Here is a 23,289-nt window from a genome sequence, read left to right as displayed (position 1 = left end):
CGGGTGCGCTATTACCGAATGGATGAACGCTCGTCCCATGGCGGGCTGATGAGCCTGAACTCACCCCGGCCCACGTCGTCGATAAAGACAAAGCGCCGGCCAATCCGCCGGTAATGCCACACCTCATAGGGATGCTTCACATCCGCGTTCGCCTGGCCCTGCTCCACTTCGTCCGGCTCCCCAAAAAGCACCAGGGCATGGCCCCGGTCGCTCTGCCAGCCTCCGGTCTGGCCGGCGTAATGTCGGTTGGCGAAGTCGATCCGGTGGTAGTACTCGTCCATGCGCTCATTGGCATCGGGTGTAGCCGGCGTGGGGTCTCGTTTCTGCCAGAATGCCATGAAGCGTTCGAAGCGCTCTTGCTTGGACGTGCCTTCCCGGATGTATCGGAGATCCCGCGCCTTGGCGACATAGGCCAGCTGATCGATCGCCTCATCGATATCGCGGCCGTTGTGCCGAGCTTCGGATTCCAGCAAGGATACGGCGCGTTCGGCCAGGTCGACCACGCGGCCATCCGCATCGCGCAGGGCGACTCTCAGAATGTACTCACCCACTTCGTAATCCTGGAGCGGCACCGTGACCACGATCGGGTTGCGTCCTTTTTTAAGCCCGACGACGGCATCGTAGTGATACGCCACCTCACCGATTGGCTCTTCATCCCGCCAGCGACGCAGGAACCAGCCCAGGAAGGGCAGGGTCTTGCTCTTCTGGGTCCGGATGACGACGCGTTCGACACGGACTTCCGCCGGCGTGTCGGCATACACTTCGTAGAAAAATTTGAACGACTCATCTTGCACGGTCAGCCGATCGGACACGCGGGGGACGATGCTCTGGGTGGAGGCGCTAAAGTCGTTGACCAGGATCAGATCGCTGACGGTAACGGCCGGCGAGAAATCCCGCACTTCGGCCATCAGCTCCTGGCGCATCTGTATCCCGCTGGCACGGTCCTGCACCTGGATTTGTACCCGATAACGCCCTGGTTCAAGGTAGATGGAGCGAGACGTCAGCGCTGCGTTGAGGGGCGACTGGGTGGCGGTGAAATGTTCGGCTTGCGCGGTGGCTTCCCAGGCGGGATTTTCCACGAGGGCCTGGATTTCGTTCCGATCATCGAGGCGATGCACCTCGGCGTATAGATCGAAGCTAGCCGAAAAGCCGGATGCAGCCTTGAGGAACTGGAGCGCATTAAATGGGATCGACGCGTAGAGATCGAGCCTCGCCTGACCGGGGTGGTTGGGCGCTTTTGTGCTCACCACGTCTACATTGAATCCAGGGGCCGGCGTCGATTGGGCGTAGCCCACGCGTGGGCTGCCGGCGAAGGGCAGCCCAAGGAGGACCAGCAGCAGCGAAACGAGAAGAAAACGCATTGTGGCGAATACGTCTATAAGCGTGGCCGAATACGCTTACGCAGCAAAGAGCAGACCGTACAGACGTTACCATACAACTAACGTCGCGCGCCGTGTTTTTCTTATGCGACAACGGGAAACGCCGGCTCTCAGGCTCGCGCACAATATGGGGTCGGCGACCGCGCCGTCCGTCCATGGATCGGTCGGACCGTCTATTTACGCAACTGAACAGTCGGTACGATTCACCCAATGGGGCAACACGGGCATTGCTTACTGCCCTACGCTTTCAGTCCTCACGAAAAGAGAGCACTGACGAAACGCCGGCGATCGAAAACCTGCAGGTCCTCGATCCCCTCTCCCACCCCGATGTATTTGACGGGGATCTGAAATTCGTTCGAGATGCCGATGACGATGCCGCCTTTTGCCGTGCCATCCAGTTTCGTGAGCGCCAGCCCTGTCACTTCCACGCTGCGCGTGAACTCCTCCGCCTGACGGATGGCATTCTGGCCGGTGGAGGCGTCGAGCACGAGGATCACTTCGTGCGGTGCGTCGGGAATCTGCCGGCTCATGACGCGTTTGATCTTGGTCAGTTCATCCATCAACCCCCCCTTTGTATGGAGGCGGCCGGCGGTATCGATGATCACGACGTCGCAGTCTCGGGTGATCGCCGAGGCAATCGTATCGAATGCGACGGCGGCGGGATCGGCGCCGTGGCCCTGTCGGATGATCGGGACGTCGGCGCGTTCCGCCCAGATGCCGAGCTGTTCGGTGGCGGCGGCACGAAACGTGTCGGCGGCGCCGAGTAATACGCTACGGCCGGCCTTTTTATACTGGTAGGCCATCTTGCCGATCGTGGTCGTCTTGCCAACGCCGTTGACGCCGACGACCATGATCACGTGCGGCTTCTTCGGAAGCGGGGCGCTGAAATCGGCCGGCCGGCCCGGCGCATCGCCAATGACCAGGCGTGCGATCTCGTCCTGGATTAACCCGTTTAGCTCAGAGGCATTGAGGTACTTGTCCCGCGCGACGCGTTCCTGCACCATGCGGATGACCTCGAGGGTCGTCTTGACGCCGACATCGCTTGTGACGAGGGCTTCTTCCAGGTTGTCAAGCACCTCGTCGTCAACCTGGTCCTTGCCCCTGAAGGCGCGGCCGATCTTGCCGAGAAAACTGGTTCTGGTTTTTTCGAGGCCCTGCTCGAGGCGTTCCTGCTCGGAGTCCCGGGTTTTGAATCGATCGAAGAGTCCCATCAGGCCGCCGGATCGACGTTCGCGCTGGTGAATGTATCGTAGCGTTGGCGGAACCGAACCAAACGCCCGTGCCCGCCGGAAAAGAGATGCCGATACGACGCAAAGAGGCGGCCGTTCCAGCGGCCGGCGCGATCAGCCCAGGGATTCTGCCTTCTGCTCGACGGATTTCACGGTAAAAGGTACGTCGTGGGCGCCATCGCCTGTCGGGCCGGCCGTGCGGAAGATGGACACATAACGCACGACATACAGCAAGAACGAGTAGATAAACAGGACCGAGGTGATCCAGATCGATAGCTGCATGACAGGCGGATCCGCCTTGAGCAATGCCGCCAGCACGGTGAGAGACAGGGCGAACACGGCGACTTTCCCGACCCAGATGCTCATCAATACCCGGTTCAGCCGGTGTGCGGCGATAGCGCTTCCGAGGACAATGAGGAGATCCCGCCCCAGGACGAGGACAAGGAACCATGCCGGCAGACTCCCTGCGATCACAAGGGCCAACACCACCGCCGAGGCCGCGATTTTATCCGCGATGGGATCCAGTACCTTGCCCCACTCCGAAACCGTATGCGACCAGCGAGCGATGGTGCCGTCAAACCAATCGGTACAGATGGCGAGGAAGATCAGCCCCAGCGTCCAGCGGATCGGTGCATCTTCGACGATCATGTACGTAATGGGCAATACGAGGACGATGCGGAGTATGCTGAGCATATTCGCCAACGTCCAGAACGTGCCGAGCGTCCGGATGCTTATCTTATTTCCCTCGGACATGGCAGCCATGAGTAAAACGGACAGGTACATACACGACCTGGAAAACGTACGCGCGAGCATGGAAATGGTTTGTCGGGGGCTCGTAGTGAGCCGCTTGCGTAGAATCCGCTAGGAACAACGGCAACACTACCCTCGTGTCGTCACGCCTGTTCGATCAGGCGAAGGAATGGATTGAAATAATCGATCGAAAGGCGAGGGTCAGCCCTTGACGGCGCCCAGCGTTAGGCCGGAGATCAGATACCGGCTCAAGAAAAGGAACAGCGCCACAACCGGAATCGAGACCAGCAACGAACCCGCGGCGTAGAGACCCCACTTTGTAGTCAGCGTACTTTGAAAGAGTTTCAAGCCGAGGGGCAGGGTGAACATATCCGTGTCCTGAAGCACCACATTGGCCACCACATACTCGTTCCAGGCCGTCATGAACGAAAAAAGCGCCGTGATGACCAGCGCCGGCGCGGCGAGCGGAAAGACCACATGGTAAAACACCTGCCACGGCGTGCAGCCGTCGATGCGTGCGGCTTCTTCCAATGCCGGCGGAATGGTGTCGTAGTACCCCTTCATCTGCCAGACACAAAACGGCAATGCGGTGGCGGTGTAGATGATGATGATGCCGATAAACGAGTTAAGAAGTTGCAGCTGGATGAGCATCACGTACAGCGGCAGCAGGAGCATCGTCGCCGGAAACATCTGGGTGACCAGCAACCCGCTCAGGAGGGCCCCTCGCCCCATGAATCGGAAGCGTGAGAGCGCGTAGCCGGCGGTCGACGCCAGCGCGACTCCGGTGATGGTTACAACCAGCGCCACCAGAAAGGAATTCATCAGCCAGGCCAGAAACGGCGTTTCTACTATCAATTCGCGGTAGTTGTCGAGCGAGGCGCCTTCGGGGATGAAGGCGAGGGATGTTGAAAGCAACTGATCCGCCGGCCGTAGGGAGATCGTGATGATCTGGGTGACCGGATACACCGATACAATCGCAAAAAACGTCAGCGCGGCGTACGCGGCCATCCGGCCAAGGAGGGTTCTGGAGCGCATGGGATCGGTTGCTAAACGGTGTGCGTGCGGTGCAGAAACACCTGGGTGAAGGTGAGCAAGATGACGAAGATGATCATGGAAAGCGCCGCGGCCCAACCGAACCGATACATGGAAAACGCCGCTTCGTAGACGAACGAGACGAGGATGTGCGTCTGGTCGTTGGGTTCGCCGCCGTTGGACACCAGCCAGACGACGTTGATGTTATTAAACGTCCACACGATGCCCAGCGTGATGGCCGGGATCATCGCCGGCTTGATCATGGGGACCGTGATATTCCAGAACTGACGCCACGCCGAGGCGCCGTCCACTTCCGCCGCCTCGTACAACTCGGCCGGGATAGACTGCAGCGCGCCAAGCGCCACCACCATCATAAAGGGAAATCCAAGCCAGATATTGGTCAACACCACCGCCACGAACGCCTCGAAGGGCGACGTGAGCCACTCGACGGCCGGCAGGTTGAGAAACCGCGTCAGAATCAGGTTGACGGCTCCGTACTCGTAATTAAACATCCCACGCCACGTCAGCGCTGTGATATACTGCGGGAGCGCCCACGGCAAAATGAGCACAACCCGCCAGGCGGAGCGGCCGGCGATAAATTTCTGATGCAGGATGACGGCCAGAAATACGCCCAGGACCACATGGAATACGATATTCGTCAGCGTCCAGGCGATCGTCTTCCCCAGGATCTCCCAGAATCGGGGCTCGGCCAGGACGGCGGCGTATTGCTGAAACCCGATCACCTCCCAGTCCCGGATATGGTAGATGTTCATGTTCGAGAGCGAAATCCGTACGTTCTCAAAAAACGGATACGCCACGACCACCAGCACCACCAGAATGGTGGGGCCCAGCAAAGCCAGCAGGAAAAGCCGATGGCGTAGGCGATCACTCATGGGCGGCAGGGAGTACGCATTCGGATGGGTGTGACTGGGTTATAAAAAGGTGTCCGCGATGCGTTTTTCGACTTCAGCCTGCATCTGGCGGGCGCCTTCCTCGGCGGAGATCGCGCCGTTCATCACCAGTTGATACGGCCCGCGCATCCCGTCCCACACCTGTCGCAACTGGGGGGCCAGAGGCATGGGCAGCCCCACCTCGACCTGCCGCAGCGAGGCCCGCAGGATGGGGTTTGCCATCACCACCGAATCTCCCCGAACGGATGCCAGCGTGGGGATGGCGGCCAGGCGCGCGGCCATCTGGCGCTGCATGGCGGCATCGGTGAGGTAGATAAGGACGTCGCGGACGTACGGCTTCAGGGCGTCGTCCAGGTTGGCGTTGACCGAATACCCTTTCGACGAAATCACCGGCGCGGACCAGAGGCCCGTTTCGGACATTATGGGGATGCGGGCCAGTCCGTAGTCGATGCCGGCATCGCCGTACCCGGCCCACGCCCAGGGGCCGTTGATGATGGAGGCGGCACGGCCTTCCTTGAAGAGGGTCTCGGCGATGTTGTAGTCGCTCTCGCGGGGGATGACCTGGTAGCGATCGCGGAGGTCGAGCACAAACTGGATGGCCTTGACGGTCGCCTCGGTATCGAGGGTGGGCCGGCCGGCGTCGTCGATCATCCATCCCCCGAACCCGGTGAGAAAGGGGATAAAGAAAAAGGGCTCGGTATAATTCCAGGTCAATCCGTACCGATCCATGCGCCCGTCGCCGTCGTCGTCCTTCGTGAGCGCCTGGAGCATCACGATCATCTCGTCGGTCGTCTCCGGAGGCCGGGGCATGAGCGCCTTATTGTAGACCAACGTCAGGTGATTGCCGACCTGGTCCCCCACCAACCACGCTTCATCGTTCCAGCGGATGACACCGGAGTCATCGAATTGCGCCAGATAGGCCGAGTCGAGCACGGTCGTGATGGGCGAGATGGCGCCCGTGAGCGCGAATACCGACAGATTGTCGGACGGGCCGTAGACCAGTTCCGGCCCCTGCCCTCCCACGGATGCGACAATAAAGAGATTTCTGAGCTCTTCGGTCTCTTTATAGAGCACTTCGACGACACGGTCGGGATGGGACGCGTTGTACGCCGCCACGGCTTCTTCGAAAAACGAACGCTCGACGTCGTTTTTCTGGTGCCAGATCCGAATATGGACACGGTCGTCCGGCGGGGCGCAGGACGCGGCGAAGAGCGTGGCCATCAGCAGGTGCGCAAGCGCTTTTCCTGTCGCACACCTGGCCGGGTACCGTTTGCTTCGCAATCTAACCGAGTCCATGCTGATGGCCTTATTGGACGGCGACGACGGCGCCCGTGAGCGCCGGCAGGCCGATGATGAGCCGCTCCTGTTCGATGCCGAGCTCAATGGCTGAAGCGTCCCCCGAGGTTACGAACACGACCCGCCCCGCCTCCGAGAAGCCGTCGAGGGGGATTTCGAGCCGCTGCGCCAACTCGCTTCGATTGATGGCGACGACCAGGTGATCGTCGGCGTCGCGGCGCGCGAAGGCGATGCTATTGAGAGCATCGTCCGCCAGCAGGGGGATAAACGCCCCGCCACGAAGTGCGGGCTGCTCGTTGCGGAGTGCGATGACCTGTTTGTAGAATGCGAACACATTCTCGTCGAAATCCATCCCATTCTCAGGCCGCGGCCGGCCCAGTGGGTCACTTCGCTGAGGTTCGTAGGCCACGTCGTGCCAGACCATCGGCATCCGATCGTCGGGGTCGTCGGCGCCCCACATGCCGGCTTCGGTGCCATAATAGATCATCGGGGCGCCGAGGCCGGCCATCTGCATGAGGGCGACGAGTTGTTGGATGGACCGCTCGCGGGCGTCCGGTTTGCGCACCTGATAGGACGCGTATCCGCGGGGGCTGACGTTTACGTCGTAGTCGTACTTTTCGGGTTGATCGTAGGCCGTACGCGCATTTACGATCATCGAAGCCAGCCGGTCCGTGTCGTGCGAATCGATCAGATTCTGCATGGCGTACTGCATCGGCGCCGGGTATTCGGCGCGGCGCTCTTCGTGTTGCTGGAGGAAGGCACTGGCGGAGAGGGCATTATCTACCAAAAAGCCCTTCACCAGAAAGGCAAAGCCGTGGTAGTTCATCGTGGCCGAAAAGCCGCCGTCCTGCAGGAAACGGCTGGCGTCGAACCAGACTTCAGACACTGTATAGGCTTGGGGATTGAGGGAACGGACGTGTGCGTTCCAGTCCGCCCAGAACGCCGTGGGCACATCCGGGGCGACATCCAACCGCCAGCCATCGACGCCGTCGGACGGGTCGCCGTCGCCGTTGGGGTCCATCCAGCGACGCGTGGCGTCGAAGATGTACGCTTTGGGGCCCGGGTGGAGGTCGGCGCCATCCGGCGTATCCGCAAACAATGGCAGCGTCTCTACCCCCCACCAGCCCTCGTAGGCAAATTCGTTTTCGGGCGTGGCGGGGTCGTCGAAGGTGTTGATGATGTACCATTCCTTGTAGGGCGATTCCTCCTGTCGCTCGCGGATGTCGGCGAAGGCGAAGAAGTCGCGCCCCGTGTGGTTCCAGACGCCGTCGATCACGATCCGGACGGAGCGTTGGTGCGCCTGGTCGACGAGGACAAAAAAGAGGCTATCGGCCGCTGTCATGTGCCAGGTGGAGGGCTCGCTGGTTTCCTGCGCCATGAGGGCGAGGTCGCCATCGGGGTCCGGCCCGAAGTAGGGGTCGATATGATGGAACGTGTTGCCGTCGTATTTATGGAGTGACCGGGCGTAAAAAAGCGGGTTGAAGTAGAGCGCATTGATGCCGAGGTCGCGGAGATAATCCAGCCGATCGATGACGCCCTGGAGGTCTCCGCCATACCGTCGGTGGAAGACCCCGTGTTCGTAGAAGTTATCTCCCATGTCTTGCTCCCAGTCTGCACGACTGTACCAGTCGGCTGTCCAGGGAGAGATCTGCCAGTTTTCCGGCACGGCCTCTACGTACTCTAGCGAGGCGCGGGTCGGGTCGTTGGCGAGGTCTCCGTTGGCGAATCGTTCGGGGAAGATCTGGTAGAAGATCGCGTCGGTCACCCATGCCGGCTCGGCGCCGCCTGTCGGCAGGGGGTCCAGACGGGTGGGGAGGGCGCTTTCGGGTCGGCAGCCGGCGGATACCGCCAGGAGGGACAGCACGAAGAGCGCGGCGAGGCGGAAGGAAACGGATGAAGCAGCCATGGCGGTTCAATCTGGCAATGTGAGGCGCATCATGGGCCTCGTTTCGGAACGGCGGGCGCATTCGGTGAAGCCGGCCGCCAGGAACGTCGAGGCAAAACCCGTCCAGGCGAACGCCGGCGGCATGGAGGTATGCCGCGCCTCGACCGGGTAGCCTTCAACGATTCGGCCGCCCTGTGCTTTCACGAAGTCGACGGCCGCCAGGAGGAGCGCCATGCCGACCTTGCTTTTACGCCGTCCAGGCGTCACAAAAAAGCACGAGACCGACCACACCGGCTGGTCGTCCAGCGGGTGCAGTATAAACGACTGCGTGAGGCGTGTCAGCTGCTCGCGTGGGGCGACGGCACACCAGCCGATGGGCACTCCGTAACTATACGCGAGCACGCCGGGCGGGGGGCCTTCGCGAACCAGTTGCTCGAAAGCAGCGCGGTTGGTATCGCCCTTGCCGGCTTCGTACGTCACACGCAGACTGCGCCAGTACATGCACCAGCACCCTCCGCAGGCGCCGTTGTCGCCAAAGAGGGTAAGGAGATCCGACCAGCGGTCGCTGGTGAGTGGATAAAAGGCGAGGGTTGCGTCCTCTTGAACGGTCTCGGTGTCGGCCATAGTGTAAGCACGTGTGCGCGCAGCGGTAGGGACAGCGGAATATACGACGGATGCATCAACCTGCCACGCTCATGGGCCGGGCGTCCCCGGTGGGAGGTGCATCAGAAAGAAGCGTACGGCATTGCCTCCCATCAGCTGGCCGACTTCCGCTCCGGAGAATCCGGCCTTCAGTAAGGCTTCGGTGAGCCACGGAAGTCCGGTCACGTCGAACGGGACGGTCGTCGCGCCATCAAAATCCGACCCCAGGGCCACGTGATCGATGCCAGCGCGGGCGACGGCGTACTGGATCGCCTCCACGATCGCATCGATTGTCGGCTCGCAGACGGCGCCCTCCCAGAAGCCGATGCCGATCAAGCCGCCGTTGGCGGCGATACGATCGATCTGTGCATCGGACAGGTTGCGGGGTCCTGGGCAAGTCCCCTGGACGCCGGTATGGGAGACGATGACCGGCCGGCCGGTGAGGGCCAATACCTCGTCGAACGCCGAGGCCGATAGATGGGCGAGGTCGAGGATGCCGTTGTGGCGCTCCATCCAGGCGACGACATCGCGGCCGAACGGGGTCAGCCCGCCCTGCGTCACGCCGTGGGCCGAACCGGCCACTTCGTTGTCGAAGAAGTGCGTGAGCCCGAACACCCTGTAGCCCGCGTCGAACAGGGTTTGCAGGTTATCGGCGTCCCCTTCCAGTGCGTGGAGGCCTTCCATCGCCAGGATGCCGCCGATGAGGCCGGGTTGCGCCTGCCGGCGACGGAGGAACACCTCAAGATCTCGCACGGAATGGACGACCACGAGCCGCCCGTCCGATCGCGCGGCGACACGGTCCAGCTTCGCCGCCTGGTAAAGCGCCCGGTTGCGCAGGCTGAACCAGGTGTGGGGCGGCCAGAGCTGGGTGAGGGCGAGCCAGCGGACGAGATCGCTGTCGGCATCGTTGCGGGTGTAATTGAGGCCGGCAGGCACTTTTGTCACGGCCGAGAACACCTGGAGCGCGGGGCCCGACACCTGCATCCGGGTGATGTCCATGTGGCCGTAGGAATACGTCCGCCCCAGATTACGGCCCCACAAGAGCGGGTTGGCATGGAGATCCGCCACGACCAGGCCGGCATGGAACGCCGCGGCCTGTTCCGAGACGGGCTGTTGCTCCAGGGAGCCGACCGGCGACTCAGCGATCCGGTTCATGCGTCGATCCACACTACCGGGCGCCAACAGAAAAAAGAGCGTAAGAGCCGCCGCCAGCACCAGGCCGGCGATGCGGAGCCCGAAACGGAATCGCGCCATACCCTTCTTATTTCATCGCCTCGCGCACCGGAGCGCCGGGCGCGGGGGTATTGGAATACGCGACGCCCAGGAACGCCGCAACCGTCGCCGCCACCTGGTTTTGAAACCACTGGCCCTGGAGGGATTCGGGGGCACGGGCCGGCGTGTCCGGACCAAAAACCGCCAGCCAGATCTCATCGGCGCCGGCGACGTCATCGCCGTGGCCGCGCCAGGTGTCGATGGGGACCGTGCCGCGGCCGTGGTCGGTTGTGACGATAAACGTCGTTTTATCGCGATACCGTGGGTCGGCCTGCGTCCATTCGTACAGGTCGCGGGTAAAAGCGTCGGTTTGATGGGCGGAATGGAGATAGGCGTCGTAGTCGCCATCATGCGCGAAGTCGTCCGTCTCGCCATAAGCGACATACAGCAGCCGGGGGCGATTCCGTTTCAGGTATTCGAGGGCGTAGTGGTGGGTGAAGGCGTCCAGGCGGACGGTGGACCAGGGGCTGGGGGTCTGATCCTGGAGCTCGTTCAGAAAGATCTCGCGGTCGGTAAGCCGGTAGCCGTCCGCTTTCTCGAAGCCGGCGTTCACAGGCACCCCGCTGCGCGCCTCGTTGATGATGTACGGGAACACATCCCAGGAGCCAAACGCGGCTACCTTCCCCCCGAAGCCGGGCATCGCGTTGACGGCTTCTAGCACTGTCGTGTTTGTATTGGGCCGTTTTGCGTTGCTGTCTATGCGCGGGTCGGCGAAGCCGGTGAGGATTTCGTTATATCCCGGGTAGGAGAACCACATGGTGTTGGACACATTCACCAGGCTGCCGGCCGGACGGTCGCCGAAGAGTTGCCCGTTGACGGCGACATGCTCCCAGAAAAAAGGCATCAGTATCTGGCGGCGCTGTTCAGGTTCGGCATGCCAGAAAGCGGCGATGAGGTCGGTCGTATCCGAGACATACGCCTCCGTGCGTATCAAAACCGGGTCGGCGCCCGAAAACACCTCCTGCCAGCGGAGGCCGTCGAGCGAGATGAGGATGACGTTTTCCGTCGCGCGTTGCGTCTGGCCGGCGGCGGGCGGAACGGATCGGACAATCAAAGCGAGCAGGACGAGAATCGATAGCCGAAGCGCGTGCCATTTCACAGGAAGTCGAGGCATCGTAAGGGAAAATGAGATAGTGAATCGAAACGGTGCAATGTACAGCAAGGGGTCGGGAAAAACCGGACTGGCCGGGGGGGTATCGTCATTTCCGTTACGAGATAGCGGAGTTCGTTACCGTTACGCCGTAGGTCGTTCGGTAACGCGTTACGGTAACATCAACCTGGTTTTGAGACGAATTGCGACAAAGCTGGAAGGGCGCGAGGCGTCGGTTGACATGTACGCATAAACATATGTACATTATATGTGTATCTCCGAAGAACCAGCAGATCCCCAAGCTCCTATGATTGACACCTCTCTCAAGCGGGATATGCCCGCGCTCGACAAGATCCACTTGCTATTCCTGATTTATTCGGGCGCGCACAACTGCATCAATGCATTTACGCATGCCCATAACATCGTTTTTTTCGTCTTTGTCCTGGTCGGTATCCTATCGGTGGAGCTGATGTTGTGGGCGGTTTACAAACACTGGAAGGATGGACGACTGGTGGGCCCCATGCTCAGGGTATCGTTGTGGGCCGGCGTCTTCGCCATGTTCTACGCCACGGCCGGCATCCTGGCCCAGGCGCAATCAGACGGCGCGTCGGACTGGTTACAGCTGTACTATGCCTGGATTTTGCCGACCTCGGCCCCATGTATGTTCGTATTTGCGTTCCTGATCCAGAGCGTGGATCCGATCACCAACGCCGAGCGAGACACCGTGGCGCATGAACATCAGACCCATGTGGAGGAAAAGCGAGAAGTGCTGGACCGCAAGCAGCTGGCGCTGGATAACCGGCGCAACATCCGCCGGCTCAAAGCCCACGTCCAACACCAGCGCATGGACATGCTCTGGAAAGAGTCGATGTCGCGCCGTACGCGCAATCTCCTCCGCAACTCTGGACGCATCGAGTTGCCCTACCTGTTGAAGTCGATCGGCGTACCGGTGGAGCGCGCGAGCAAGATGAAGACGAACTGGTTGAGCCTGGGTTCGCGTTCGATGCCGTTGCTCCCGATGAGCGGTGATGGTGGGGATGGGAAGGACGCCCAGGGAGACGGTCACGACGGAGCCGCGATGCCGGATTATGGAATGCTCGACGTATCGCCGTCGCAATCTGGCGACGGGGCGGCGGCGCTTGTAACGAGGGACAAAGCCACACGTCGCAGTGTAGGCGGCGCCGTGAGGTATTGCAAAGGACCCACTTGCGCGAATGTACTCGAAGGCCGCAAGAAAGACTTCTGCTCCAATGCCTGCAAGCAGAAGGCGTATCGCATCCGACAGGATATTTTGGACGGCCGTTAAAGCACACGTGCCGGTATCATTTGACGAGCACCATCGTCCGGACTTCTTGCCGACCCTCGACGTCGATGCGGTAGAGGTAGAGTCCGCTCGGCTGGTCGGACAGATCTACTGTAACGGTATACCGCCCTGGCGCCTGCGCCTGGTCAACGGCGGTGCGCACCCGCTGGCCGAGTTGGTTGTATAGGTCCAACCGGACCGTGCCGGCGGCCGGGAGGGCGTACGTAATCGTCGTGCTGTGGTTAAACGGATTCGGGTAGTTCTGCTCCAGTGCGAACACGAGCGGCGTCTCGCCGGCCTCGTTCGCCACGATCTGGCCGCGCACAAACGTCACGGCCGACGCCTCGCCCACGCGCTGGCCGCGGCCGTCGGTCGCGATCACGCGGTGATAAAACGTAAAGGAGCTATCCGCCAGGATCCCGATGGCGCCGAGCATGCGACCGATTTCCCCGATGGTGGTTTCGTAGCGTGTAGCCACTCCGAGTGCTACGTTTTTGGGTAGGATGTTGAACGTCGGCGTGAGCGAGAGCTGCCAGTAGTAGGTGACGGTATGGCCGTCGGCGTCGTCTGATAGGGACCAGACGATGGAGAACGGGGTTTCGGGATCAACAGGTGCATCCGCTCCGCCGATGACGACGGTCGCGCCGCTTTCCGGGATGATCAATTCGGGTTGTTGCGGGAGGCTGTTCTGAGACCAGGCGCTTGAAATGGCGTCATCGAGCCCACTCGCGGCGCCGAACCGGACGAGCACGCGGCCGCTGTCCTCGGTGTCGCCTCGATCCTCCAATGGAGATCCGACGGCGAGGTCGGCTCTGCCATCGTTGTTGAAATCGCCGGCGGCCAGCGCGGCTCCCGTAAAATCACCTCCTTCCGTTTCGTCATCCGTTCCCCCATCCCCCTGTTGCCAGAATCCTGCGCCGGCCAGCCCCGTTCCACTGCCTGAAAGGATATAAACGGCGCCGGCCTCCACAAACGAAAAGCTGGCTTTCCCCGGGGTACCGACGGCGAGGTCGACGAACCCATCGCCGTCGACATCGCCTGTCGCCAGAGCGTATCCGAACAGGTCGCCCGCGCCGGCCGTGGCGTTAAGTTCGGGTGTATCCTGATTCCATATTTCATCCGTAGCGATATTCAGGCCGCTGGCCGATCCATAGACCACCTGGATACTTCCGGCGGCGAGGGCGCTGCCGGCTTCGAATGGGATGCCGATCGCCAGATCGTCGCGGCCGTCGTTGTTGAAGTCGCCGGCGGCCAGCGCCCAACCGAACTGTTCGAAGGCCGCGGCATCCCCTTCCACACCCGTCTCGTTCTGATGGAGTAGTAGGCTTCCAGTGGCCTGCGGCCCTTGCGCGCTGCCGTTTAATACGTGGACGGCCCCCGCGTCGAGGGTACTTCCAAGATCTTCTTCGGATACGCCGATGGCCAGATCGCCGAAGGCATCGCCATTAAAATTGCCGGTAGCGAGGCTTGCGCCAAATCCATCCCCTCCCTCGGCCGTGTCGGGCATGCCACTTAGGTCCTGATGCAAAAACAATCCGTTTTGCGCCGTGAATCCGCCGGCGTCGCCAAAGAAAATCTGCACGGCGCCGGCGCCAACGACCGTTCCGACATTTTCCCCCGGGATTCCCACCGCGAGGTCGACCAGGCCGTCCCCGTCAAAATCGCCGGTGCTTACAGCCGCCCCGAATCGGTCGTTATTTTCGGGCTGATCCGCCATGCCCGCCATGGCCTGGCTGAGCAGCTGGCTCCCGCTGGTATCGAGACCGCGAGCGCCGCCGAACAGCACCATCACGCCGCCGGCTTCGTTTGCTCCGTTGAGTGTCTCCCCCGGCACGCCGATGGCCAGGTCGTCGAATCCGTCTCCGTTAAAATCCCCGGCCACGAGACTTGTCCCGACGCCATCGCCGGCGCCGGCGGCATTGGGCGTTCCCCGGTCGTTTTGCGTCCAGAACTGCATGTCCGTCTCGGTGAGGCCCGATGCGGACCCGTAGAGGACATGGACGGCGCCGGCATCGACGAGGCCGTCAATTTCCTCGCCGGGCACGCCGATCGCGAGGTCCGCGAAACCGTCCCCATTGAAGTCGCCGGCCACGGCTGCATCACCGAGGCGATCGGCCTCTTCGGCGGTATCGAGCAGTTGGGCCTTGGAGGAGGTTACGAAGATGAAACCGAGGAGGAGATACCCTCCCACCTGGCGAGCGAACGAGCAAGACATGGGTTTTTGAAACCGGGCAAGACGAGGGATGGATGTGCTTAAAACAATGCACTCAACCCTCGTAGCAACGGGCCCGCGCGCGGAACGCCGGCCCGCCTGAAATGACGCGATCCTGCCTATCCAGGCCTCAGCGCTCGGTTGCCCGCGAACGGGAGGCCCGCTCGGGTTCCGCCTCGGTGGATTCGGTCTCCTCCAGACGAATGACGGGATTCGGGGCGTCCGTTTTCTGCTCGTGTGCCCCACCAGCGCGCTCGATCACCCGGCCGGCCACCTCCTCCATCTGACGACGCCGCGTCTTCGCCCAACGCGGGTTTGTGGTGAACCCCATGATAATCGGAATCAGGCTCATCACCAGTAGCAGGCTGACGGCGGACAACAGGCCGACATCCTTGATGGCTGGCATGCTACCCGTCAGCCATCCCAGAAAAAACACCATGCTCGGGATCAGACCCATGCCTCCCATCACGAGTCCGACCTTCACATCACTCTTTTTTGTCCCCATCCGAAGCCGCCAGCCGGCGTCCATGGGCTCCACCGCAATCCGCAGGTTGCCATTCGACCATTCGCGTAGCGCGCCGTCGCGTCGGATCTTGCCCTGCGCCTCGAAGGTCTCGCGGAGATCCACGACCAGACGCTCCCATTCGAGATCGGACATCGGGCCGGGCAGTTCTATGGTGTGACCGACGCTCACGGGCACCCCTAGAAACGTCTCCCGGATGACCGATCCGCCGGCGTGATCGAGCGACGCCGCGGCCCGCGCGATGAACTCCGGCGTAATGCCCGATTCCGCGCCGATGGCCTGCAACTCCTCCAGCGTGAGCCCTTCCTGGTGCGCCGTTTTTTGTTTTACGGACTCCTGCGCACGGGTGGCCTCCTGGAAAATGGCCGCGATTTCCTCCTCGGTATACCGACGATCCGTGTTCATACTACAAAGTAGATTGTGGTTTCAGTATCGGGCTCAGCGGGCGATGGATAACGTACGTGTCGCGACTTCTCCGCCGGCTTCGAGTCGGTAAAAATACGTACCGTTCGGCAGTGCCCCCCCGCCGAAGCGCACCTGATACACGCCGGCCGGCTGGACGCCATCCACCAGCACCGCGCGGAGGCGGCCGAGTACATCGTAGACTTCGAGCCGTACGTGTCCGGATTCACCGAGGACGTAGGGGATAGCGGTCTCCCCGCTGGTCGGGTTCGGGAAGTTCTGATCCAGCCGGAAGGCGCCGGCCAGCGGGCGATCTCGATCCTCGACGCCGGTGTAGACGGCATCAAACGGCAGCGCGGGAAGCGCCGGAAGGTCGAAGACGATATCCTGGCCGGCGTTGGCGATGAGGACGACCGTCTCGTACGGCTCCAGCATCATCACGAATCCATCCAACTCGGGGTCGACGAACGACGTGCCGGCAAAGAGGTCGTGGTAGACGATCGGGCCATCCGTCGTCAGCTCGACCGACGCGGTGGGGTTGAGCGTGAGGGTGCGGGCCTCGCTTGAGAAGTTGATGGCGACGACGGCGTTTTCGTCCAGATAGGGCCGGACGAAAGCATAGACGGCATTCGATGTGTTCAGCGTGGTCAATGCCTGCGTCGCAAACGCAGGAAACTGCCCGCGTGCATGGGCGAGTTGCTGGTGGAAGCGCGCGAATACGCCGTTTAGATCCGTCTGCCACGACACCGAGACGCGGCGTTCATCGCCAGCGACGTCGCCGAAGTTCACCTCCTGGCCCTGATAGATCATCGGGACGCCCGTCGTAGTGAGCAGGAAGCCCGTGAGGGGGAGAATGCGCTGCGGGTTGCCGGCGATGACCGAAGATTTCGCGATGCGCTGTTCGTCGTGGTTTTCAAGGAAACGGAAGTACCGCGCGTTGGGCCCCGGCCAGAAGCCACCGTTTCTAGCCTGATTGTCGTAATTGGCCACGTTAGGGTACGTCCCGCGGATGCCATTGAAGTAAAACGACCAGTCGTAGCCGGCGTCCATCCCCCCCACCACCGGCGTCCCGTTGTCGTCGTCGGCATAATACACCTCCGTCGAGAAGCCCGTGCCTTCGATCTCCCCGAGAATCCATGAGTCGGGCTTGATGCGCTTCATGTGGGTGCGGATCGGCCCACCGAACCGTTCCGGCCCATACCGCCGCCACGGCCCCCAGTAGACGTCAAACCGCCAGCCGTCGATGTCGAACTCCTCCACCCAGTGCGCGAGGATGTCGAGAAACTCCGCCTGGAGGTCGTCGTCGTCCCAGTTCAGGTTGGCGAGGTCGCCGAAGCCGTCGTACTTACGGTACAGGTCGGCGCCGGCGGACGCCTGCCAGACCTCCGGCAGGTTGGGTCCTCGTCCGTCCAGGCCGCGGTCGTGGTTGCTGGGTTCGACCTGGATGTAGGAGCCCGGGGGCGTGGCGCTGCCGGCGGTTTTGAGCGCATCCACCCAGGGATGGATCGGCGAGGCGTGGTTGGGGGTGATGTCCAGGATGACTTTCAGACCCAGCTCATGGGCGCGGACGACCAGCGCCTTGATGTCGTCGTTGGTGCCGAGTTTCGGATCGACGTTGTAAAAATCGATGATGTTGTACCCCCCCGAAATCGGGTCCATGAACTGGTTGTGCATGATCGGCATGAACCACAACACCGTGAAGCCCATGTCGGCGATGTAGTCCAGCTCCGCCGTGATCTCCTCGAACCGCCGGCCCGGATTCGCCGGCGTGCCCGTCGCCTGCGGCCCGAAGCTGAGCGGGAAGATCTCGTAAACGACGGCGCGGTCGACCCACGCCGGCGTCTCTTCGTAGGCCATCTCCCGGACCGCCCCATCGTCTTCAACAATAACAGCAATCCGACGGACTACCGCCTCCTCTGCCCCACCGCTGGCCAGGGCTTCAAGGTAGATTTCCCCCGGGCCGGCGGCGCCGGAAGCCGAGAGGCCGGCGAAGGTGAGTCCCATCAATTCGGCGGTTGTAGCGAGGGTGTCGAGCGCCCATTCGACAGTGAGATCGCCGGGCGCGATGTCGGTCGGCATAAGCGTGACCTGGAAGGACCCGCCGGCGCCCTGGACATCGGGTTCGACATACACGAGGTCCAGCGGGTGGATGCGTCGCGTGAGGCGGAGGGTGTCCGAGGCGAAGAGGTCTCCCTGGATTGTCGCTTCGAGCACGAGGAGGTTCTCGCCCATTTGGAGGTCGACCTCCGGCGTGGCCGTGCCTGCGAACACCGTCACGGGCTGGGGCGCGCCGTTGACGAACAGCGTCGCCTCGGAGAGTGAGGAGTCGATGCTCCCGTCCTGCCCGGAGAGCTGGGCGCGGACCTGCACGGTTTCGCGCACGGTGCGGAAGGCCGGCGTCGCCCAGGTGATGGGCCGCTGCAGAGCGCCGATCTCCAGGGAATCCAGCCGGCCCATGGCATCTTGCACGCGGATCTTGAACTGAGATCCGGCCTTGACTCTGGCCGGCAGTTCGAACCTGAAAACCCCTGTCTCCGCGTTGTAGAATCCACCTCCCTCCCGTTCTACACCGTTCACCCAAAAGCGGATGTCGGTCAGCGCCTGCGATCCGAACGCGCCGGCCGATACGGCCGCGACGAGGCCGTCGGCGTCCTCTTCGGTCGCGAGTTGGAAGACCATTGGGTCCTTGATCGTGACCACCGAGTTATTATTCTCCGCCGGGTTGGAGCGTGGATTCAGGGGATCGGTGAGCCAGGCGTTGCTGGTGCCGGCGTCGTTGAAATGGGCGTGTACTTTGTACTGGTAGGTCTGGCCGGCCTGGAGCGATATCGTGTAGATCCACTGCTGGAGCGAATCGACGTAGGTCATGCCCGAAGGGGCGTTAGCTGCGATAATCCCCCCTGCATTCGGTCCCCAGTTGTTGAACTCGCCGGGCAGGAAGGCGCGCACGATCCCGTCGGCCGGCTGGCCGAGGTAGCGGAAGGTGACGTCGAGGCTCTGGGCGCGGGCGCCGAGAGGGAGTGCCACAACCGTCAGGAGGGCGAGGAAAAACGAGTGGGGTCGGATCATGGAATTATCGTTTACACCGGGTCGTCCGGCTTACTGATTATACCTCAATGGGCCCTCTTTCGGGACATGATATATGTCGGGCATCATAGAGATGCAGTCAACCCAAACGTAACAAAGTTCTACCGAACTCAAACGTTGATTCGTCGTCTCCTTCATCGTCATCCCCGCGTACGCGGGGACCCATAGGAGGCATGAGAATACCTCGCTTGCGGTTCCAATAGCGACATTATGCAAATTGTGAAGCTCGTATGGATCCCCGATCGGGGTCGAGGATGACGGTGCTGAAATAGATGAGGTAGCAGACTCACGCTACACAATCAGCACCGTTCGCGTCACCGTCGATGCTCCCGCGCGCCATCGAATCAGGTACACTCCGGCCGGCAAACCGGCACGGTCGATGGCGATCTGGTGTGCGCCGGCGGACAGGGTCCCGGGCGACCACGTGCGGAGCCGGCGGCCGAGGACATCCACCAGCTCGACCGTCACCGGAGCAGATTTGTCCAACGAGAAGGTAAGCGTCGCACGGTCAACTACCGGGTTCGGGTACAGGGAGAGGGCGAACGTCGCGGTCGACTCCCGCTCGGCGCTCACGTTCACCGCACCGCCTTGAGCGAGGGTGTACCGTGTGTTCGCCGGCAGATCGGTAAGCGTCTGCACGCTCCCATCGGTCCAGATCACCTGGAGCGTATCGACGCGATCGGCCTCGCCGAGGCCGACGTGGAGCGTGGGGCTGGACTGCGAGGCGTAACTGCTCCCGCCATCCACCGTGCGTTGATGCCCGACGCCAGCGGCGACAACCCGGATCCTGGCGCCGATGGCCATGTGGTTGGCCGTCTCGCCGATCAGGTGCAGCTGGAGCCACGCGCCGGCGGGGGCGGTTTTATTTAAGAGCAGGGCATTTTGTCCCCCTTCATTGGCGACCACGAGATCGATTCGGCCGTCCTGATCGAAATCGCCCGTGGCAACGCCGAACACGTTGACCCGAAGCGCCGCGCCGGCGGCTGCCGCTCGATCCGTAAAAATCCCGCCCTCGTTTTCGTACAGCATGGCCGGCGACGCATCGTAGCCGAAGGTATTGCCGGCGAAGAGATCCAGATCGCCATCGTTATCGAAATCTGCGAAGACCGTGCCCCACGCCATGCCGTTGCGGCCGGCACCGGAGGCCGCCGTGACATCCTCGAACGTTCCATCCCCCCGGTTTCGGAAGAGATTGGCTTCCGCAATGTTCGTGACGTAGACGTCGTCCCAACCGTCGTTGTCGTAATCGCCCCAGGCGACGCCCATGGCGCTGCGAGAGACCGCGAGGCCGGTCGTGCCGATCTGGTGCTGAAAGCGCGGATGCCCGTTGGTCTGGCGATAGAGCCGGCTGACGAGATTGCCGTCGTGGACGGCGAAGAGATCGAGCATGCCGTCCTGGTCGTAGTCGGTCCAGGTCGCCTGCATGGCGATCGACTGCGGGAAACCGAGGACGTTGACTTCGCCGGCGACGTCTTCGAACAGCGGCCCATTTTCGCCCGTATTTCGGTACAGCCGGTCGTAGGAGTCGCGGGTGGCGACGAACAGATCGAGCCGGCCGTCCCCGTCGTAATCGCCAAAGGCCGCCGTGCCCACGATCAGTGTGGTATCGATGCCGCTCGCGACGGTGATGTCGGCGAAAGTGCCATCTCCCCTGTTGAGGAAGAGTTTGCTGGATTTGCCCGAGTAGGATCGGACGCCCACAAAAAGATCGGGATGGCCGTCGTTATCGATATCTCCCCAGAGGGGGTTGACGGCTTCGCCGGCGACCGTCACGCCGGCGGATGTGGTGACGTCTTCGAACGTCCAGTTACCGGTAGTACGAAAGAGCTTCGAGCCGCCCTGGAGGGCCGCGATGTAGAGATCGTCCTGGCCGTCGCCGTCATAGTCGGCGACCGCGACGCCGTAGGCCGGGCCGCCCGTCGCGAGGTTGGCCGGGGCAGGCTCGAATTGAATGGACTGGGCGCTTGCCGAGTTGACGACGAGGAGCACGGCGACCCAGCATGGCAGGTGCGTTATCATCGGAGTGGGGGATTAAAAAAAAGGGGCGGCCAGGTTGCCGGCCGCCCCTCGTAATCATGTCATCTCGACCGGAAACGCCGGCTTGCCGGCGTTGAAGCGGAGAGACCTCCTGACAAATGGCACCGCCATGCACCGGGAGGTCTCTCCACTGCGGCCCGATCCATCGGGCCTTCGGTCGAGATGACAGACAGGCACTTTACTTCAACAGCACCATCTTGCGGGTGATGGTGGTGTTGGCGGACTGCAGGCGGTAGAGGTACATGCCGCTGGCGAGGTCTTGTGCCTCGAACCCGACGCGGTAGTTCGCGGCCGGCTGGACAGAATCGACCAGCGTGGCGACGAGGCGACCGGTGAGATCGAATACCTGAAGCTTCACATGTTCGGTCGTCGCGATGCTGTATTCGATCGTGGTGACCGGGTTGAAGGGGTTCGGGTAGTTGGCTTCGAGGGCGATCCGCGTGGGCAGCTCGTCGTTAGCGCGTTCGATGGCAACCGACGTGGCCGGGTTGGTCTCGAACGGCAGCAGACCCGTTACGAGGAACGTTTCCTCGGGGAAGGTCCACTCCGTCGGCCATGAGCCGTCGACATTCGGCGTGATGAATCGCGTGCGCCGGCGGCCGAGGCCGGAGGTGCTGCCGCCCGGCTCCGTGAACAGAGTCGCCGAGTTACCATAGGCGTACTTGTACTGGATGGCGGAGAACGTAGGGCCGTTGACCGTCATCGTACCCGTGTAGAGACCGTCCAGGTCTTCGTCTTTCAGTACGATCGACTGCAGGCTGAGCGTTGCCGGATAAGCGGACACCGAGTCTTGCGCCGAGTCATTCCAGACCGTTTCGCTCGGGAGACCCTGCGTGAACGCCCAGATCGGGTCGCCGAATTCGATGGTCACCGAGTCTACGGCAGGCACAAATGGCGTAGCCTCGTTGACGAGCGCCGAGTCCATCCGGACCTGGAAGGTGACATCGATGCTGGTGTTATCCTCGATGATATTCCCCGGGAGGATATCGTTGAAGAATTGAACGCCCAGATCCTGCTCCGGGCTTGTTCCGAGGAAGGTAAAGGAGCGATCCGCTCCCGTCGTGGAAATCGGCTCTTCCCAACCGGCAACCGGCCGTTTCCCGAATGCGGCCAGAAACTCCGCGTTATTAAAATCGATGTAGTATTTGTAGGAATTGGGCGAATTCGGGAATTGAGTGACCGGGATGGCTACCTCGAATACATCCTCGCCGGGCACGTCCTGCAGCAAGCAGATCGTTGGGTTCGCGCATCCCCACCCGTTAAACCCGCCCCGGATCTGGAGCGTATCTCCGCGCGCCGGGTCATAGATGCCGATCGCTTGAAGAGGTGACAAGTCCACGGCCGCGATGATCGTGGACGTGACCAGTTCCGCGCCGGCCGCCGGCTTGGAGTTGCTGAAATAGACCCAGTGCAACGTGCTATCGCTTGCGGGGATGGAGAACGTGCGGTCCGCACTGCTTTCCCAGCCTACGCTGGCGCCATCCTGCATCACGAATTTGTACGGCTGAGTCGTTCCCGCCGCTGAAGCCGGGTAGTAGGCAACGCCGGAAAAGAGGTCGTACCCTGGCCGCGAATTCTCGCTGGCTTCCCGCGTGAGCGTGACCAGCGTTGCATCCCAGCTCAATTGGCTGGCGCCGCCCAAACCGTCCCCACGAACACCGATCTGCTGCGTGGGCGTTTCCGAGCGGTCGTACGTGACGTCTCCAACAAACGCGGCTTCGGTGTTCATAAATACGCGAAACCAGATCCCCACCGAATCTTCCTTGCTTTCGAAGGGACTCCAATCGTACGCTTTATCGGCGCCCTTCTCGTAATAATGGAGTGTGAACGTCGTGTCGCCGACGCCCGCTGCGAGTTGATGGTCGCCGCCGTCTTCCCAACCGCCAATACCCGAGCCGCCGGTGTCCGCCTGTTCGGAGAAGTACTTAAAGGCGAGTGCAGCCGTGTCGGCGAGTTGGAAGCTGACTTCCCAGTAATCGCCTCCGACATTGGCTGGTTCAAGGGTCGATTCAGGGCCCCAATTGATGATGTTGCCATCGGGAAGCGTATCGGGAGGCGTAGCTGTAAACGCGCCGCGTACTTCCATGAGCGACTCAATGGAGGTCGTATCTGGAAGTGTCGCCGTGTTTAGCCGTAGCGTAACGGTACGCTGCGCTTCGGCCGTGCTGGTCAGGCCCACCGCCAGAAGCAGGAGCGCCAGCCGGGGGATGACGTATTTGGTAAAGGATTGCATGAGGTT

16 protein-coding genes are annotated in these 23,289 nt (G+C 61.9%); 1 reads left to right on the top strand and 15 read right to left on the bottom strand.

The features are described from left to right. Positions 1-11 precede the first annotated feature (11 nt). The 10 genes from SH809_12575 to SH809_12530 all read right to left on the bottom strand — a co-directional run bounded on the left by SH809_12575 (position 12) and on the right by SH809_12530 (position 11,510). Entirely contained in the window at positions 12-1,361 is a 1,350-nt protein-coding gene (locus tag SH809_12575; GenBank protein MDZ4700534.1) for a GWxTD domain-containing protein, read from the bottom strand. 272 nt (positions 1,362-1,633) lie between these two features. Next, positions 1,634-2,590, bottom strand: a complete 957-nt coding sequence (ftsY, locus tag SH809_12570) for a signal recognition particle-docking protein FtsY (protein MDZ4700533.1) — start codon at positions 2,588-2,590, stop codon at positions 1,634-1,636. Positions 2,591-2,722: 132 nt separating this feature from the next. Beyond that, on the bottom strand, positions 2,723-3,370 hold the full coding sequence (locus tag SH809_12565; protein ID MDZ4700532.1) for a CDP-alcohol phosphatidyltransferase family protein: 648 nt from the start codon (positions 3,368-3,370) through the stop codon (positions 2,723-2,725). A gap of 189 nt (positions 3,371-3,559) precedes the next feature. After that, positions 3,560-4,393 carry a carbohydrate ABC transporter permease gene (locus SH809_12560; protein MDZ4700531.1) on the bottom strand — a complete coding sequence of 278 codons (834 nt, stop codon included), beginning with the start codon at positions 4,391-4,393 and terminating at the stop codon, positions 3,560-3,562. An 11-nt stretch (positions 4,394-4,404) separates the two neighbouring features. Then, positions 4,405-5,283: a sugar ABC transporter permease gene (locus SH809_12555; GenBank protein MDZ4700530.1), complete on the bottom strand. Its 879-nt coding sequence runs from the start codon at positions 5,281-5,283 to the stop codon at positions 4,405-4,407. Between the two features lie 39 nt (positions 5,284-5,322). After that, positions 5,323-6,522 (bottom strand): extracellular solute-binding protein, encoded by a 1,200-nt coding sequence (locus SH809_12550; GenBank protein ID MDZ4700529.1) that lies wholly within the window; start codon positions 6,520-6,522, stop codon positions 5,323-5,325. Between the two features lie 85 nt (positions 6,523-6,607). Then, on the bottom strand, positions 6,608-8,503 hold the full coding sequence (locus SH809_12545) for an alpha-amylase family glycosyl hydrolase (GenBank protein ID MDZ4700528.1): 1,896 nt from the start codon (positions 8,501-8,503) through the stop codon (positions 6,608-6,610). Between the two features lie 6 nt (positions 8,504-8,509). Next, a complete protein-coding gene (locus tag SH809_12540) occupies positions 8,510-9,106 on the bottom strand; it encodes a GNAT family N-acetyltransferase (protein MDZ4700527.1) in 597 nt (198 codons plus the stop codon). A gap of 69 nt (positions 9,107-9,175) precedes the next feature. Continuing rightward, on the bottom strand, positions 9,176-10,378 hold the full coding sequence (locus SH809_12535; protein MDZ4700526.1) for a dipeptidase: 1,203 nt from the start codon (positions 10,376-10,378) through the stop codon (positions 9,176-9,178). A gap of 7 nt (positions 10,379-10,385) precedes the next feature. Next, complete coding sequence (locus SH809_12530) at positions 10,386-11,510, bottom strand: hypothetical protein (protein ID MDZ4700525.1); 1,125 nt, start codon at positions 11,508-11,510, stop codon at positions 10,386-10,388. A gap of 283 nt (positions 11,511-11,793) precedes the next feature. On the opposite strand from SH809_12530, the gene SH809_12525 reads away from it, so the two are divergent. Continuing rightward, positions 11,794-12,792 carry a hypothetical protein gene (locus SH809_12525; protein MDZ4700524.1) on the top strand — a complete coding sequence of 333 codons (999 nt, stop codon included), beginning with the start codon at positions 11,794-11,796 and terminating at the stop codon, positions 12,790-12,792. Positions 12,793-12,808: 16 nt separating this feature from the next. Here SH809_12525 and SH809_12520 read toward each other — a convergent pair whose 3' ends face one another. The 5 genes from SH809_12520 to SH809_12500 form a co-directional block, all read right to left on the bottom strand. Continuing rightward, positions 12,809-15,004: an FG-GAP-like repeat-containing protein gene (locus SH809_12520; protein MDZ4700523.1), complete on the bottom strand. Its 2,196-nt coding sequence runs from the start codon at positions 15,002-15,004 to the stop codon at positions 12,809-12,811. Positions 15,005-15,131: 127 nt separating this feature from the next. Next, entirely contained in the window at positions 15,132-15,929 is a 798-nt protein-coding gene (locus tag SH809_12515) for a hypothetical protein (GenBank protein MDZ4700522.1), read from the bottom strand. A 33-nt stretch (positions 15,930-15,962) separates the two neighbouring features. Beyond that, entirely contained in the window at positions 15,963-18,995 is a 3,033-nt protein-coding gene (locus SH809_12510; protein MDZ4700521.1) for an alpha-amylase family glycosyl hydrolase, read from the bottom strand. Positions 18,996-19,304: 309 nt separating this feature from the next. Beyond that, on the bottom strand, positions 19,305-21,032 hold the full coding sequence (locus SH809_12505; GenBank protein MDZ4700520.1) for an FG-GAP-like repeat-containing protein: 1,728 nt from the start codon (positions 21,030-21,032) through the stop codon (positions 19,305-19,307). A 196-nt stretch (positions 21,033-21,228) separates the two neighbouring features. Then, the gene (locus SH809_12500; GenBank protein ID MDZ4700519.1) at positions 21,229-23,283 is read right to left on the bottom strand and encodes a T9SS type A sorting domain-containing protein; all 2,055 of its coding nucleotides are present in this window, start codon (positions 23,281-23,283) and stop codon (positions 21,229-21,231) included. Between the last annotated feature and the right edge of the window lie 6 nt (positions 23,284-23,289).

Source organism: Rhodothermales bacterium (genome assembly GCA_034439735.1).
In the GTDB taxonomy this organism is placed as follows: domain Bacteria; phylum Bacteroidota; class Rhodothermia; order Rhodothermales; family JAHQVL01; genus JAWKNW01.
Note: the sequence above shows the minus strand (reverse complement) of the source record. Positions and strands in the feature narration are given on the sequence as shown.